The 15,083-nt window shown below is 47.6% G+C and carries 12 protein-coding genes; 4 read left to right on the top strand and 8 right to left on the bottom strand.

Annotation, left to right across the window (positions count from 1 at the left end):
* Positions 1-15: 15 nt before the first annotated feature.
* The 8 genes from CIK98_RS05935 to surE all read right to left on the bottom strand — a co-directional run bounded on the left by CIK98_RS05935 (position 16) and on the right by surE (position 10,993).
* On the bottom strand, positions 16-945 hold the full coding sequence (locus CIK98_RS05935; RefSeq protein ID WP_094383346.1) for a DUF4837 family protein: 930 nt from the start codon (positions 943-945) through the stop codon (positions 16-18).
* Between the two features lie 18 nt (positions 946-963).
* The gene (gene rlmN / locus CIK98_RS05930) at positions 964-2,004 is read right to left on the bottom strand and encodes a 23S rRNA (adenine(2503)-C(2))-methyltransferase RlmN (protein ID WP_094383345.1); all 1,041 of its coding nucleotides are present in this window, start codon (positions 2,002-2,004) and stop codon (positions 964-966) included.
* Between the two features lie 99 nt (positions 2,005-2,103).
* Complete coding sequence (locus CIK98_RS05925) at positions 2,104-2,631, bottom strand: hypothetical protein (protein WP_094383344.1); 528 nt, start codon at positions 2,629-2,631, stop codon at positions 2,104-2,106.
* A 96-nt stretch (positions 2,632-2,727) separates the two neighbouring features.
* Positions 2,728-3,999 carry an MFS transporter gene (locus CIK98_RS05920; RefSeq protein WP_094383343.1) on the bottom strand — a complete coding sequence of 424 codons (1,272 nt, stop codon included), beginning with the start codon at positions 3,997-3,999 and terminating at the stop codon, positions 2,728-2,730.
* A gap of 39 nt (positions 4,000-4,038) precedes the next feature.
* Positions 4,039-7,830, bottom strand: a complete 3,792-nt coding sequence (locus tag CIK98_RS05915) for a DUF4922 domain-containing protein (RefSeq protein WP_094383342.1) — start codon at positions 7,828-7,830, stop codon at positions 4,039-4,041.
* Complete coding sequence (locus CIK98_RS05910) at positions 7,827-8,768, bottom strand: nitronate monooxygenase family protein (RefSeq protein WP_094383341.1); 942 nt, start codon at positions 8,766-8,768, stop codon at positions 7,827-7,829. Before CIK98_RS05910 ends, CIK98_RS05915 begins: the two co-directional genes overlap by 4 nt.
* 324 nt (positions 8,769-9,092) lie before the next feature.
* Positions 9,093-10,223 (bottom strand): lipid-A-disaccharide synthase, encoded by a 1,131-nt coding sequence (gene lpxB, locus CIK98_RS05905; RefSeq protein ID WP_094383340.1) that lies wholly within the window; start codon positions 10,221-10,223, stop codon positions 9,093-9,095.
* A complete protein-coding gene (gene surE / locus CIK98_RS05900; RefSeq protein WP_094383339.1) occupies positions 10,220-10,993 on the bottom strand; it encodes a 5'/3'-nucleotidase SurE in 774 nt (257 codons plus the stop codon). Before surE ends, lpxB begins: the two co-directional genes overlap by 4 nt.
* 142 nt (positions 10,994-11,135) lie before the next feature.
* Between surE and CIK98_RS05895 the strand changes: the two genes are divergently transcribed.
* The 4 genes from CIK98_RS05895 to CIK98_RS05880 all read left to right on the top strand — a co-directional run bounded on the left by CIK98_RS05895 (position 11,136) and on the right by CIK98_RS05880 (position 14,962).
* The gene (locus CIK98_RS05895; RefSeq protein ID WP_094383338.1) at positions 11,136-11,903 is read left to right on the top strand and encodes a ParA family protein; all 768 of its coding nucleotides are present in this window, start codon (positions 11,136-11,138) and stop codon (positions 11,901-11,903) included.
* A gap of 56 nt (positions 11,904-11,959) precedes the next feature.
* Entirely contained in the window at positions 11,960-12,886 is a 927-nt protein-coding gene (locus tag CIK98_RS05890; RefSeq protein ID WP_094383337.1) for a ParB/RepB/Spo0J family partition protein, read from the top strand.
* A 158-nt stretch (positions 12,887-13,044) separates the two neighbouring features.
* Positions 13,045-13,662, top strand: a complete 618-nt coding sequence (locus tag CIK98_RS05885) for a DUF5683 domain-containing protein (RefSeq protein WP_371683250.1) — start codon at positions 13,045-13,047, stop codon at positions 13,660-13,662.
* 76 nt (positions 13,663-13,738) lie between these two features.
* Complete coding sequence (locus tag CIK98_RS05880; RefSeq protein WP_094383335.1) at positions 13,739-14,962, top strand: lytic transglycosylase domain-containing protein; 1,224 nt, start codon at positions 13,739-13,741, stop codon at positions 14,960-14,962.
* Positions 14,963-15,083 lie beyond the last annotated feature (121 nt).

Below are 15,083 nucleotides of genomic sequence, written 5' to 3'. Positions count from 1 at the left end.
TTGTTTCTTTTTAAGTCAGTCGACCCTTAGCGTGTTGAGTATGGCTTCGAGTCGTTTCATTGCCTTCGCCTTTGGTTCAGATGGAGCATATATAAAGGCTTCGGCGGTTATGGTGCGCTGGCGTATGCTGTCGGTTTTTGTGACGCTTATGAATGGTCCGCCCATAGCGTCGCCAGTCATCTGCCAGAGTCCTCGTATGGTTGTTGCGTGGCCGTTGTTGTTGGTGGAGATGTCTGCCTTTCGTTCGGTGGTCATGACCATTCCGTCTTTTTCCCCTTTTATGTTTTCGGCCATCACGCTGTCTCTTATTCTTATTATGTTTTCAGTGGAGTTGTATATGCCGTCCACGGTATAGACACAGATGTTGCACATTGTTTTTGTCCCGTTGTCCGACACCCACACGAATTTTTTGCCAGTTTTCGATGCCTTGAAGTCATTGGGTATGTCGATATGGCATCCCGTTGTTTTTTCTATCTCCTTTGCCAGCGCAAGGTTGCTGTTATTATGAGCTTGTCGTGCGGCATTTTTCATTTCAAACAGCTCTATGGTGTTCTGCAGTGTGTGTGCCACGTTGAGGCTGTCTTCTTTAAGTCTTTTGCTTGACTCCACGTCTATCAGAATCATCAGTTGTTGCCGCGAGTAAGGGTCGTATTCATATCTTACCCTTGTTTCTGTTATGTTTTTCCTCACCACGACGAGTATTCTCATGAATTTTGTCACGTCGTTGATTGATTTCATTGTCCTTACGTTGTATAGACATTCCGGTTGCGGCATAGGTTCACGGGTGTCTGTAAGCATTCTTTTTGTTAGTGCCGCAAGGTTGTTGTCTTCTGCAATTACCGTCACCTCGTAAGGTTCACCCACGCTCATGGGCTTGCCAGCCTTGGTGTTCCCGCATGCGGTCATTATGGTTGCCGCAATAAGAAATATCAGAATCCTGCCCATCTTTTTCCTGAAACGTTTTTATGCTATGCCATTCTTCTTGGCGGTGGACAACAGTCCGCATGCAGCGAAAATGTCTTGTCCGCGGCTTGCCCTTATGGTGGTGAAGACTCCGTGAGCCGTAAGATAGTCCCGGAACGACTCCATACGTTTCATGTCAGACCCAGGCAGGTCGACGTTGGGAATGGTATGAAACCTGATGAGGTTGACCCTGCATTCTAGTCCGCTTGTCAGTTTTACTATCTCCCTTGCGTGCATCATCGAGTCGTTGACACCATTAAACATGATGTATTCGAAAGACGCCCGCCTTTGGTGTGTAAAGTCATACTGTTTGAGCAGTGTCACGATGTCGGTTATTGACATTTGTCTTTCAGCCGGCATGATTTTCTGTCTTTGTTCAGGCAGTGGTGAGTGCATGCTGATAGCGATATGGCATTCGCTTTCGTCGAGAAATCTCTTCAGTTTGTTTTTTATTCCCACGCTACTTACCGTGATGCGTTTGGGGCTCCATTGGAATCCGTAGTCAGCTGTAAGGATATTTGTAGCCTTTAGTACGTTGTCGAGATTGTCCATTGGCTCACCTTGTCCCATGAACACGATGTTTGTCAGCTTGTCTCGTTCCGGCAGTGCGCATATTTGGTTGAGTATGTCGGCAGCAGTGAGATTGCCTTCGAATCCCTGTTTCCCAGTCTGGCAGAAAAGGCAGTTCATCTTGCATCCCACCTGTGACGACACGCATAGAGTGGCACGTTCGTTGTCTGGTATGTAAACCGTTTCCACGAATTTGCCGTTTTCGGTAGGGAAGAGATATTTTATTGTACCGTCCACCGACCGTTGGCAGTCAATGGGCGGCATTGTTCCGACACAGTACCGCTCACTCAAACGGGCGCGACCAGCCTTGGAGATGTTTGTCATCTCGTCAATGCTTGTCGCGCCTGCCTGGTATAGCCATTTGGCTATCTGTGAAGCTGTGAATTTTGGCAATCCCATTTCTTCCGCCACCTCTTTCAGTTGTTGTGAGGTCAAGCCTATGAGTCGCCTTTTTATGTCGTTATTCTCCATCTTGCATGTGTTTTAAGTTGCAAAGATAGCATATAATGCTGATTTTACAAAAGAAAACGCCATTATTTTATGTTTTTTTTTCTTGCAAGAGGCATTTTGTCACTCTTTTTTATTCTCTATGCTATCGTTTTGTGTGTCAAAGAGGTTGTTGGAGGTCTGCTTCTTTGAGTAGTCTCCCCACTCGTATACTTTCACCAAGTCGAAGCTGGCGAGTTGCTCTCCAGTGTCGTAATCCTCAAACACACCTTTGAATCTCAATGTGCCGCCGCGGGAGTAGAGGTCGTAGCGGTCGATGATGATGCGATAGCCGTCGTCGTAGTCAAGATAGATGCGTCCGTTTCTTACGCTCCAGTTAAACTGGTTTGTGTAGCATCTTCCGCGGTAGTCCCAGTCGCGCTCTTCTCCCCATCCGCCTCTTGAGAAGTCGCCGTTCTGTACAAACTTTATCTCGGTGTCCCAGTCTTCAGAGTAGCCGTACCGGTCGTTGTAGTAGTTGCCATAGATGGTGCCTTGCCATATTCCGTCGAGATCGTATGCCATTTCAGTGTCTTCGTCACAGCTTGTCAGTGTGATGGCCGTGAAGATTATCATCATCATCGTGCCGATATTTCCAAATAATCTTTTCATAATTATATTTTTTTATGTTTAATAATTTGGTTGCAAAATTAGTGAAAAAGTATTATTGTTTGTAGAGAAATATCCTATATGGGAATAGGGATTTTCCTATTTTGCCGTTTTCTTGCCAAATTCAGGGTCTATTTTCAGTAGGGCTGCCACAACATAGGTCATTGCGCAGCAAACCATGACGATGATGAAGAAGGCGCGGTAGCCCACGGCATCTTGCAGGGCTCCCGCCACGAGTCCTGGAAGCATCATCGACAGAGCCATGAACGCCGTGCATATAGCATAGTGGCTTGTCTTGTGTTCCCCTTGACTATAATATATAAGGTATAGCATGTATGCGGTGAATCCAAATCCGTAGCCAAACTGCTCGATGAATATGCCAGTGCTTATGACAAACAGGTTGGTTGGCATGGCGTAGCTGAGATAGACATACACTATGTCGGGCAGTGTTATAGCCATCACCATGGGCCAGAGCCATCGTTTCAGTCCGTGGCGGCTGGCTGCTATACCGCCGAGAATTCCACCGAGTGTCAGTCCGATGATGCCCACGGTGCCTTGTGCCAGTCCGTATTCGGAGTCAGACAGTCCGAGTCCGCCGTTGTGCTGATGGTCTACGAGGAATAGAGCCGACACTTTGGCGAGCAGTCCTTCGGGCATGCGGTAGAAGAGCATGAAGCAGATGCCTACCAATACCTGTGGTTTGCAGAAGAAGGTGCGTATAGTAATGAGGAGTTCGTATACGAGTTTTTTTGCTCCCATCTTTCCTCGGTCGCTGTCCTCCTTAGGTTTTGGCAACACCCAGCTGTGATAGAGCCATAGGGCGAGAAACAGTCCTGCCACGAAGTAGAACATAAGGCTCCATGAGTATCTGATGTTGCGTGTCATCACTGCCAAGTTGCCAGCCAATGCCACAAGCATGCCTTGTCCGAAGATGGTGGCAATGCGATAGAACGTCGACCTGATGCCCACAAACCAAGCCTGCTGGTGGCTGTTGAGTCCGAGCATGTAGAAGCCGTCAGCTGCAATGTCGTGGGTGGCGCTGGAGAAAGCCATGAGCCAGAAGAAGCAAAGCGAGCCTTGTAGCCACCATGTCGTGGGAATGGTGAAGGCCACACCACCGAGAGCTGCTCCGATGAGCAGTTGCATGGTGGTCACCCACCATCGTTTACTCTTTATGATATCTACAAACGGGCTCCAGAATGGTTTGATCACCCAGGGCAAGTAAAGCCATGAGGTGTAGAGCGTGATTTCGGTGTTTGACAGTCCCATTCGTTTATACATTATCAGTGAAACAGTCATTACCGTAACATAGGGGATGCCTTCGGCAAAGTATATGCTGGGCACCCATGCCCATGGGTTTCTTTTTTTCATAATATCTTTTTTTCGTTAATCTTTAACATCCTTAACTCCTTAATCATACAACCGCTTTATGTTTGCTCCCCGGTAGTAGTGTAGGAGAATGGAGTCGTAGTCGTATCCGTTTTCGCTCATCATGGCAGCACCTATCTGGCATAGTCCCACACCATGTCCCCAACCAGCTCCGAAGATGGTGAAGTGTTGCGGTATGCCGTTGGCGTCAAGGTCTGATTGTTCTACCACGAATGCGCTGCTATAGAGATGTGTCTTGCTCAGGGCGCGTCTTATTTCGAGCTCCTTGCCGATGATGAGAGTTTTTTCTGTTCCTACGATTTTCAGTCGGCAGATGCGTCCGCTTTTTCCGCGTTCCACAGGCACGAGGTCTATTATGTCGCCGAAGTTGTCTTTTGTTTTCTCGTTGATGATGTTGCGGAGTTCTTCTTGAGTGTATTCCACTTTCCACCGGTAGAAGTCAGGTGTTTCCTGGTCGTAGTCGTTCAGTACCTGTGCCAGTATTTGTCGGTCGGTGGTGTTGCAGAAGGAGTCGGGCGAAGACTTTATCCACTCAGTGGCAGCAGTCTCACTTCTGAGGTCGGGTAGTGTGCCGTGTCCGTCGCGAATGGCCAGCAGATAAGGCTTTGGCATGTTCTCCCAGCAATACTGGAACTCTTCGGTGGCTCCACCGCAGCATTTGCTGAACCGTGCGTCGCAAATATCGTCGCCGTAGACGAGCACTTGTCCTCGTGTAGCCCTTATGGCGTTTATCACATCCCGTCGTCCTTCCTCAGTGATGCCTTGGTAGCGTTGGCAGTGGTCGTCGGCACAGACGTCGAATATGGTATGGTCTTCCCTGTCGTACCATCTTATTATCTCATCGTCTTTTTTCACGAACGAGAAGAAGTTGTTTTGTCCGTCTTTCAGGTTGTGGCGTTTTTCTATCTGTGCCAGCAGCCAGCTTCTTGAAATCACGGCGTGAGCCTTGAGCAGTTCAGCCGCCGAAGTAGACTTCATCTCGCTTGATATTACACTGGCGAGATATTGTTCTACGGGTAGTTGGTTGATAGCTGTTATCTTGTCGGCCTCCACCACGAGTCTCAGTGTGCCGTTGAAGGTTTGAGTCTGTTGTCTTTGCCAGTGGAAGTCCACTCCGATGGTTACGTTGTCGAGTGAGAAGGAGGCCTCTTCTTCCTGCGGCACGAAGGTGAGTTCACGATATAAGTTGTCGCGCCAAAGTATTCCGCCTTCAGAGAATTTCACTGCCTGTTGACCCACGATGCTTTCTCCTTTTGCGGTGTAAGGTGCGTTGAGCATGAAACTTATTTCCTGTGCGCTGAGTATACCCACGCTCACTTCTGGTTCTTTTTCATAAGTCTTGTGCTTTGTAGTCGAGAGCGACTGGCATGTGAGTCGTTTTCTTACGTTGTCGGCCTCAGTTTTATTCATAGCCACCTCTCTCAGTATCTCCACAGCCTGTTCGGCAGAGAGCTTGTTGTAGTCCTCTTCTCTTGGCGTGATGATAAGTCCTGCCATGTCGAGTGCTCCGGGACTAACGAGACATTGTTTTTCGCCCGTGGCGTAATAGCAGTCAGGGCGATGTTTTTCCCTTGGAATCACCACGGCTATGAAGTCATCGTCCTTTTTCCATGCTATGACATTCATCATCGGTTCTGAATCTCCTTCGTGTTTAGGCAGGACGTTATATGTCTTTTCGAAGAATTTCTCCATTTTCTTTGAGTCCTTGCTTCTCAATAGTATGGCGAAGCATAGGTAGTCGCTCACTTGCCAGATGCCTTCCCCGTCGTCGTCGGTGAGCAACGGCGTGAGGTTACGGCTCAGTCGCTGCCAGCTTTGTTGCAGAGGCAGCATTCCGGTAGTGCCGGCTTGGAAATGGGCGTGGTCAGGTGCCGAGGCACCGCATTTCGGTCCGTTGTAGAACACCATAAGGTTAGGGTATTCTGTAAGTACTGCCATCATCTCGTCGAAGTTGCCCATGATGCGTTGTGGCTCATGATGTTTAGATGATATGGTGAAGTGAGTGGGCAGTATTGGGAATGGGTTGACGAGCAGTTCGAATCGGTTGTCGAAGAATTTCTTGAACTGCTCCTTTGGACGGTTAGCTTCGCACAGGAAGCAAGCCCTTTCCTTCAGCGACTGTCGGTCAATCTTTGCCCCTGTCGACGTGATGCGTGCCGGGTTGAACTGCAGTGTGAGTGTATGTTCTTCATACTGAAGTTCCTTTGTCACCACCTTTTGCAAGTCTTTATATCTGTTGCGTGCCTCGTCCCATGTCTCTATCTGTCTGTTGAAGAATCTCAGCAGAGTGCTGTCGTCCATGATGTCCTCTTTTCCCTTAAGCATTTGTTGTCTGGCAGAAATTTCGAGAGTGCGCAGTCGGTCTTTGTATAGGTTGTTGGCGTTAATCTTCTCTATGCTCAGTGCAGCGTCGCTGTTTCCTCCCCAGCGTCGGCAGAGGTATAGTTCTTCATAGATGCGTCCTATGCGGTAGCGGCGGGAGAAGATGAGTCCGAGTGCATAGTCTTCGCCGTAGCTTGTATTTGGAAATTGGATTTGTCTGAGCAGTGGTGTGAAGAATGCGCGTGGAGCACCTAATCCATTGATGCGCAATGCGTTGTTCGGTCCGTTATGTTCTGTCCACTCATGGTGGTCGATGAGTCCTGGCGGCAGTGTGTTTAGTTCGAAGTCGCACATTCTGTACGATCCAATTATCATGGCCGCCTTTTCTTTCTTGAATGCGTCCACGATGCGTTGCAGCGTGTCGTTGCCGCTGTAGAGGTCGTCGCTGTCGAGTTGTACGGCAAAGCGTCCGCAACGGCTGTCGTTGATGGCCATGTTCCAGCATCCCCCGATGCCGAGGTCGTTTCGTTGCGGCACTATTCTTATCAGAGCGTCGTTTCTGCCTTGGCCGTTCATTTTTTCCACTATCTGTTCGAGTATGATTCCCGTGTTGTCGTTGGAGTGGTTGTCCACCACGATAACATTATATTTGAAATCCGTCTTTTGGCTTAGGGCGCTTTCCACTGCGTCGCGGATGGTTTTTTCGCGGTTTTTCACAGGTATCACCACAGTAGCCTCCACGTCGAAGTCTTGTTCGTTGAAGTCAGGGGTCTTGTAGTCTGAGGTGTCTATGAGAGCTCCGATGTCATCGAGATGTCTTGTTACGGTTTGTTCCATTTCGATCTGCACGTCTCTGTTTGCGGGGTTCACGTAGTCAAACTGTTTAGCTCCGCTGTTCCTCAAGTCTTTTTCCTCTTCTGTATAAAGATATTCGTTGAGGTGGAAAATTTCCCCCGACCGGCTCAGGAACAGTCGCAAGTCGTAGAGTCCGGCATATTTCATGTCGCAGTCTTCGTGTAGTCTTGCGTATTCGTGCAAGAGGTCGTTGTCTACAAGTATGAGCGACCCGAAGTCGAAGTCGTCTCTGACGCTGCCTTTCTGGTAGTCGATGGCAGGATGTTGTTTCAGTTCTTTTCCTTCAAGAGAGTAGTGGTCGCTGTAGACCATAGCGGCGTTAGCGTCGCTTGCCACTCTCAGCATTCTTTCGAGAGCTGAAGGCCCTATGTTGAGTTTAGTGGCCTTGGTCAGTATGAGTGAGTATTTGGCTGTTGCGAGCACAGCTATCTTTTTTATTGTAGCCGAGCTCGTAGGCCTGTCGACCTCCACGATGGTACATCCTTCAGGCGCCTCGTCGTTGTCGTTGTTGATATTATCTCCTGCCATTAGCAGGTATATGTTTTGTATGGTGCGGCTATTGCGCAGTTTGTTTATCTCGTCGTTTATGACGTTGGTGTCTTCGCAAGTTAGAAAACAGTCAATTTTTTGTCTCATCTTGTAAGTATATACTTTGTTTCTTCGTATTCCTTTTTCAGTCTTGCCATGATGTCGTCCACAGAGTCTATTGTCTTTATCTGCGATGCGATCTGCCCTATTTCAATTTCTCCCCCGTCGGTGTCTCCTTCGAATATCCCTCGTTTTGAAGCCGCCTTTCCGAGTATTTCTCTCAGTTCTTCAGCATCAGCCCCTTTCTCCTCAGCTTCAGCAATCCTTGTGTAAAGTTGGTTTTTCACGAGTCTTGTAGGTGATATTTTTTTCAGGCAAAGCATAGTGTCTCCTTCTTGAAGACTTGTACACATTGTCTTGAAGGCATCAGAGGCCGAACTTTCTTTAGCCAATGCGAAGAGAGTACCTATTTGCACACCTTCGGCTCCTAGTGCTTCCGCTGCAAGCATGGCAGCTCCTGAGCCAATGCCTCCGGCTGCTATCAGTGGCAGTGTTGTAGCCTGTCTCACCTGTGGTATAAGTGTCATGGTGGTGGTTTCCTCACGTCCGTTGTGCCCTCCGGCCTCAAAGCCTTCTGCCACTACGGCGTCCACTCCCGCTTCCTCGCATTTCTTTGCAAATTTGCTGCTTGACACTACATGTGCCACTTTTATTCCGGCTTCATGCAGCATATTTGTATATTTTTTGGGAGAACCCGCTGACGTGAAGACGATCTTAACGCCTTCACCGACGATGATGTCCATCAGTCGTCCTATTTCGGGATACATCAGCGGGATATTTATTCCCCATGGCTTGTCGGTGGCCAGGTTCATTTTTCTTATGTGTTCGATGAGTGTTTCCGGGTGCATCGATCCGGCTCCGAGGAGTCCGAGTCCTCCAGCGTTGCTCACTGCCGAAGCAAGTCTCCAGCCGCTACACCACACCATGCCTCCTTGTATTATTGGCGTCTCAATGCCAAACAATTCGCATATTCTGTTTTTCTTCATAGTCGTTGTTTTTTTACTTTTGGGAGCAAAGTTAGTAAAAAAGCGGCACATATCGTAAGTAGATGTGTTAAAACTCTCAAAAACTAAGAAATATCTTACTTTTTTAGGCGATGGATGGGTGAGACACCCACACTCCTGCTTCTGTTTTGAAAATATACCAAACTCGGTGAAATTATTGGCTATTTTGGCGTTTTGAGTAGACCCACACCGACTTTGGTATAGACTTACACCGACTTTGGTATAGAGTCACAGCGGAGGCAGAGTGGAGGCAGAGCCTACCTGAAGCCTATCCGAAGCCTTCCAAAATTGCATTCAAAAGTATATTTATGCAAGACTTGACGATTCCAATAACTTTACAATTTGTCTTGCTGCATTGTCGGGTGCCGACTCTTTGCCAAGTCTTCGCCACACCTCGGCATAGCCTTCCTTCATAGCGTTGCGCTGTGGACCGTCGGCAATTATTGCGTCAATTTCCCGGCGTACGTTTTCTTCGCTGTAGTCGGCGGCCACAAGCTCTTTCACCACTTCGCTGTCGGCTATGAGGTTGACAAGTGACACATATTTCACCTTTAGAAGGATACGTCGGAGGACAGAGATGAGCCGTGGAAGGGGTGTTGCGTAGCATACCACCTGAGGAACGTCGAATAGAGCGGTCTCAAGGGTTGCCGTTCCGCTTGTGACAAGGGCTGCATGAGCGTTCATGAGCAACGGATAGGTCTGGTCGTAGACTATTTCCACTTTGCGGTTTCCAAAAAACTGAAGGTAATAGTCGTGTGGCACGCTTGGCGCTCCAGCCACTACAAGCTGAAAGCGGTCGGCAAGATGGTCGGTGGCTCTCAGCATCACTGGGAGATTGTCTTTTATCTCATGAAGTCTTGAGCCGGCGAGAATGGCTATTACAGGCTTGGAGAACGTCGGAAACCGTCCGTCGTAAGAAGTCTTGAACCGTCTTACCTCGTCGGCGGTTGGGTTGCCTACATAATGTATGGGATAGTGATGTTTCACTTCGAAGAACGGCACTTCAAAGGGAAGTATGGAGAAGAGCTGGTCTACATCGCGCTTTATGTTTTTTATGCGATACTCTTTCCATGCCCATATCTTTGGCGAGATATAGTAAAAGACAGGAATGCTTGTCTTCTGTTTCAGGAATTTTGCTATCTTGAGGTTGAAGCCGGGGTAGTCAACCAGAATCACCACATCGGGTCTCCATTCCACAATGTCCCTCTTACACATCTTCATGTTTTTCAGTATAGTGGGCAAGTGTAGCAATACGGGTATAAAGCCCATGTATGCCAGTTCGCGGTAGTGTCTGACTATGGTGCCTCCTTCAGCCGCCATCAGGTCTCCTCCGAAGAAGCGGAATTCAGCTTCATGGTCTTTCTCCTTCAGACTGTGCATAAGACATGAGGCGTGAAGGTCGCCGCTGGCTTCTCCTACAATGAGATAGTATTTCATAGATTCCAGCTTTTCATTTGTTCAATCATTTCGTATGCCGTGACATCAATGGTGGTTGGCGTTATGGCCACGTAGTCGTGGGTCAGTGCCCAGTTGTCGGTATCTTCAGCTGTCGGCTCGTCGTTGGTATATTCGCCCACCATCCAGTAGTAGTTATACCCTCTTGGATGATTGCATTTTACGACCTCATTGCCCCATGTTCCGTATGCCATTCTGCATACCTTGATACCTTTGAACCCGTTTTCGGTCACAGGGAAGTTTACGTTAAGGCAAACGCCTTTTGGCAGTCCTTCTTCCAATACGCGTTTTGTTATCTTTTTTACTATGTCAGTCAGAGGCGTGAAGTCAGCATCGTCGCTATGGTCGCAAATGGAGAATGCAATAGAAGGAATATACTTCATACATCCTTCAAGTGTCACGCCCATCGTGCCCGAGTAGTGACTGTTGACCGACGCGTTGTCGCCATGGTTGATGCCGCCGATAACCAAGTCAGGCTTTCTCTCGGCACACAGTTGCGACAGTGCAATTTTCACGCAGTCTACCGGAGTACCGCTGCACGACCATATTTCCACTCCCTCCCGTTTTCTTCTCAGTTTCAGTCTGAGATGTTCCGTAGCGGAGAATGCGCAAGAGTATCCGCTTCTGGCCGATTCCGGTGCGCATACAAGTATTTCACCCAGGTCTCCAACCATATCGATGAGTGAAGCCAAACCCTTTGAATGATAGCCGTCATCATTCGAAATAAGTATTAAAGGTTTCTTATTTTCCATAAAAATCAAACTTTTCGGTTGCAAAAGTACTAAAAAAATGGCTCAAACAATCATTTTTTCATTAAAAATGTGTATCTTTGCACGGAAAATGCGTTCCCGCCCAAATAAGACGGGACAGTGAAACTATTTTAGAAGAGAAAAAATGGGAAAAATAATCGCATTAGCAAACCAGAAAGGAGGAGTGGGAAAAACCACTACCACAATTAACTTAGCAGCGTCGTTGGCAACACTTGAAAAAACTGTGCTCGTGGTTGACGCTGACCCTCAGGCTAACGCTTCGAGCGGATTAGGTGTTGACATCAAGCAGATTGACTGCTCGCTATATGAATGCATCATCGATCATGCCGATGTGCGTGATGCAGTATATACTACCGATATCGAAGGGCTCGATATCATACCCAGCCATATCGACCTTGTGGGAGCGGAGATAGAAATGCTCCATCTCGAAAACAGGGAGAAGGTGCTGAAAAACATGCTTCAGCCGATACGCAACGACTACGATTACATACTTATTGACTGCAGTCCTTCTCTCGGACTCATCACTGTCAATTCGCTTACGGCAGCCGACTCGGTTATCATCCCAGTACAGTGTGAGTATTTTGCACTTGAGGGTATCAGCAAACTGCTAAACACTATTAAAATCATAAAGTCAAAACTGAATCCGAAACTTGAGATTGAAGGCTTCTTGCTTACTATGTACGACTCACGCCTTCGCCTCGCCAATCAGATTTACGACGAGGTGAAACGCCATTTCCAAGAGCTCGTGTTCAAAACGGTGATACAGCGAAACGTGAAACTCAGCGAAAGCCCAAGTCACGGCCTGCCTGTCATACTTTACGACGCAGACTCTACAGGAAGCAAAAACCATCTCTCGTTGGCAAAGGAAATAATTAATAAGAATGAGGATTGAGGAGAATTTTATTACTCCCCACATTACTCCCCAAATAATTATTAAAGTTCGAAAAAATGGCAGTACATAAAAGATATGACAGAAACGTTCTCGGACGTGGACTTGACGACATCGGAAACGGTCGTGGACTCGACGCACTCATCGATACTGGTGAGGTGAGAACACAGGGCTCGTCAAACCTTTGCGAGATACCGTTGGAACAAATCCATCCCAACCCCAACCAACCGAGACGCGAGTTTGACGAAGATGCACTTCAGGAACTCGCAGCAAGCATACGTGAAGTGGGCATCATCCAACCAATCACTCTTCGACAGACAGAAGACGGACAATACCAGATAATTGCAGGTGAACGCCGTTGGCGTGCCTCGCAAATAGCAGGATTGGCGGCTGTGCCGGCATATATCCGTACCGTACAGGACGAGAATGTGATGGAAATGGCCCTCGTGGAAAACATACAGCGTGAAGATCTCAATGCCATTGAGATAGCTCTCGCTTATGAACACCTCGCAGAGACAACTGGCATGACACAGGAGAAAATTTCTGAACGTGTGGGAAAAAGCCGTGCGGCAGTGACCAACTACATGCGCCTGCTTAAACTACCGGCACAAGTGCAGATGGCTTTGAAAAACCATGAGATAGACATGGGACATGCCCGTGCATTGCTTTCTATCGACTCGCCAAGCGTACAGATAAAACTGTTTAAGGAAATACAGAAAAACCATTATTCAGTGCGCAAGGTGGAGGAAATGGTGAAAATGCTTAATAGCGGTGAAGATGTGCAGACCGCAAAGAAAAACATAGCCTCAAAGGTGCAGCTGCCCGAAGAGTTCAATATGCTGAAAGACAGACTGTCATCACTCTTCCAAACACAAGTGCAGATGACTTGTAACCCAAAGGGAAAAGGAAAAATCAGCATTCCATTCGCTAACGAAGAGGAGCTTGAACGCATCATGAATGCCATCGACAGTATTTACAATAAATAATGAAACTGATAATAAAACAACATAATCAGACTATCTTTCACCAGCGACTGCTGATGATACTCATTCTGGCTATCATAACTCTCGCTAAGGCACAGGCCCAAACAGACTCATCATACATTGAGCCTGCATTGGAAGCTACCGACAGCCTGAGAAGGCAGATGGGAATCAGCGACAAGGCTGTAGAGAAGCAATTGGATAAAATAAAAAAAATGCCACTGCTGCTCAACGATACCGTCGCTACACAAAAGAAACAGAAACGCGACTGGGCTACATGGTCGCCCGACCCGCAAAGGGCTCTATGGATGGCTTTGGTTATTCCTGGAGGCGGACAGATATATAACAGAAAATACTGGAAACTGCCTATCATTTACGGGGGATTCATGGGATGTCTCTATGCCATGAGCTGGAACAATACAATGTATAAGGACTACTCACAGGCTTATCTCGACATCATGGACTCCGACCCAAACACCCAGAGCTACAACCGCTTCCTCCACTTCGGTGCCACCATCGACAGTTCAAATGAGGAGCGATACAAGAAAATATTCAAAAGCCGAAAGGATAAGTACAGACGATGGCGCGACATGAGCTTCTTCTGTCTTATTGGCGTCTACGCTCTTTCAGTAATCGACGCGTATGTAGACGCCGAACTCTCGCAGTTCGACATCTCCAACGACCTCTCGCTGAAAGTGGAGCCGGCCATCATCAACAATGGCTCGTCAAACAACATCCTCAACGGCTCGTCAATAGGAGTGAATCTCGGACTGAAGTTTTGAGGAGAGTGAAGAATGAAGAGTGAAACTTCCTTAACTCCTTTATCATATAAACCGTAAACAAAAAAATAAAATATAAATGAAGAAAAAGACAATACTTATGGCCGTCGCCCTATTCCTCGCATCACAGGGGATAAAAGCCCAGGTGGTGGAAGACGAGGGCTATGACGACGAAAACGAAATTACAGTGACTGACAATCAGGGAGACGAAGAAGTGATAGAGTTTCCCGAAGCAATGGCATTCGAACTCGATAGCCTTCTCAACCACTATATGTCAAAGGCTTATCTTACAGAAGACAACGACTGCCGAATGAAGGATGTAAACCCCGTATTTGAAAAGGAAGTGTATATCGAAAGACTAAAACGCATACCTTCGGTCATAGAACTTCCATACAACGATGTGGTACAGAAATTTATCGACCGATACAGCGGACGACTGCGCCACTCCGTCAGCTATATGCTGGGGGCTTCAAACTTCTATATGCCCATATTCGAAGAAGCATTGGAGACTTACGGACTGCCCCTCGAACTGAAATACCTACCTGTCATCGAGTCGGCTCTCAATCCAAAGGCGGTGTCGAGAGTGGGTGCCACAGGACTATGGCAGTTTATGCTCACCACAGGCAAACAATATGGACTCAACGTCAACTCGCTCGTCGATGAACGTCGCGACCCCGTGAAGTCGTCTTATGCTGCAGCTCACTACCTCAGCGACCTCTACAAAATTTATGGCGACTGGAACTTGGTCATTGCTGCTTACAACTGCGGTCCTGACAATATCAACAAGGCAATACATCGCTCAAAGGGCGTGAGAGACTATTGGCAGATTTATCCCTACCTGCCAAAGGAAACACGTGGATATGTGCCAGCTTTCGTTGCGGCAAACTATATCATGACTTACTATTGTGAACACAATATTTGCCCTATGGTGACAAGACTGCCGGCTAAAACCGACACCATCATGGTAAGCAAAAACGTGCATCTCGAACAAGTGGCAAGTGTATGCAACATCGACTTGGAACAACTGCGCGCCCTAAACCCTTCTTACCGACGCGACATAGTGCCAGGACTGACCGCGCTCTCGCCACTCAGACTGCCTCAGACTGAAGTGGGAAAGTTTATCGACCGCGAAGACTCTGTATACAACTATCGTGCCGACGAACTCTTCAACAAGCGCGCACTCGTGGCGGTAAACGACGACCAACCTATGTACACATCCAAGAGCTCGTCGTCGAAGAAGAGCACAAGAAGATCTAAGTCGCGCAGTAAAAAAACAGTGACCATCAGACAGGGACAGACCTAGGCTGTCAAGTTTGTTACAGATGATGTACTAAAATCCAACAGCCATTGACATAGTCCTAGCTCTACTGAAACATGGATTTGCAAGGAGTGTCTCCCTTCTCCATTTTGTTATGTCATTGAGT

Origin of the sequence: Prevotella sp. P2-180, assembly GCF_002251435.1 — a bacterium.
Classification (GTDB): domain Bacteria; phylum Bacteroidota; class Bacteroidia; order Bacteroidales; family Bacteroidaceae; genus Prevotella.
Note: the sequence above shows the minus strand (reverse complement) of the source record. Positions and strands in the feature narration are given on the sequence as shown.

Bases quoted from the DNA above. Each gene is read 5' to 3' on its own strand.
- CIK98_RS05935 (WP_094383346.1), bottom strand. From the start codon at position 945: ATGGGCAGGATTCTGATATTTCTTATTGCGGCAACCATAATGACCGCA.
- rlmN (WP_094383345.1), bottom strand. From the start codon at position 2,004: ATGGAGAATAACGACATAAAAAGGCGACTCATAGGCTTGACCTCACAA.
- CIK98_RS05925 (WP_094383344.1), bottom strand. From the start codon at position 2,631: ATGAAAAGATTATTTGGAAATATCGGCACGATGATGATGATAATCTTC.
- CIK98_RS05920 (WP_094383343.1), bottom strand. From the start codon at position 3,999: ATGAAAAAAAGAAACCCATGGGCATGGGTGCCCAGCATATACTTTGCC.
- CIK98_RS05915 (WP_094383342.1), bottom strand. From the start codon at position 7,830: ATGAGACAAAAAATTGACTGTTTTCTAACTTGCGAAGACACCAACGTC.
- CIK98_RS05910 (WP_094383341.1), bottom strand. From the start codon at position 8,768: ATGAAGAAAAACAGAATATGCGAATTGTTTGGCATTGAGACGCCAATA.
- lpxB (WP_094383340.1), bottom strand. From the start codon at position 10,223: ATGAAATACTATCTCATTGTAGGAGAAGCCAGCGGCGACCTTCACGCC.
- surE (WP_094383339.1), bottom strand. From the start codon at position 10,993: ATGGAAAATAAGAAACCTTTAATACTTATTTCGAATGATGACGGCTAT.
- CIK98_RS05895 (WP_094383338.1), top strand. From the start codon at position 11,136: ATGGGAAAAATAATCGCATTAGCAAACCAGAAAGGAGGAGTGGGAAAA.
- CIK98_RS05890 (WP_094383337.1), top strand. From the start codon at position 11,960: ATGGCAGTACATAAAAGATATGACAGAAACGTTCTCGGACGTGGACTT.
- CIK98_RS05885 (WP_371683250.1), top strand. From the start codon at position 13,045: ATGGGAATCAGCGACAAGGCTGTAGAGAAGCAATTGGATAAAATAAAA.
- CIK98_RS05880 (WP_094383335.1), top strand. From the start codon at position 13,739: ATGAAGAAAAAGACAATACTTATGGCCGTCGCCCTATTCCTCGCATCA.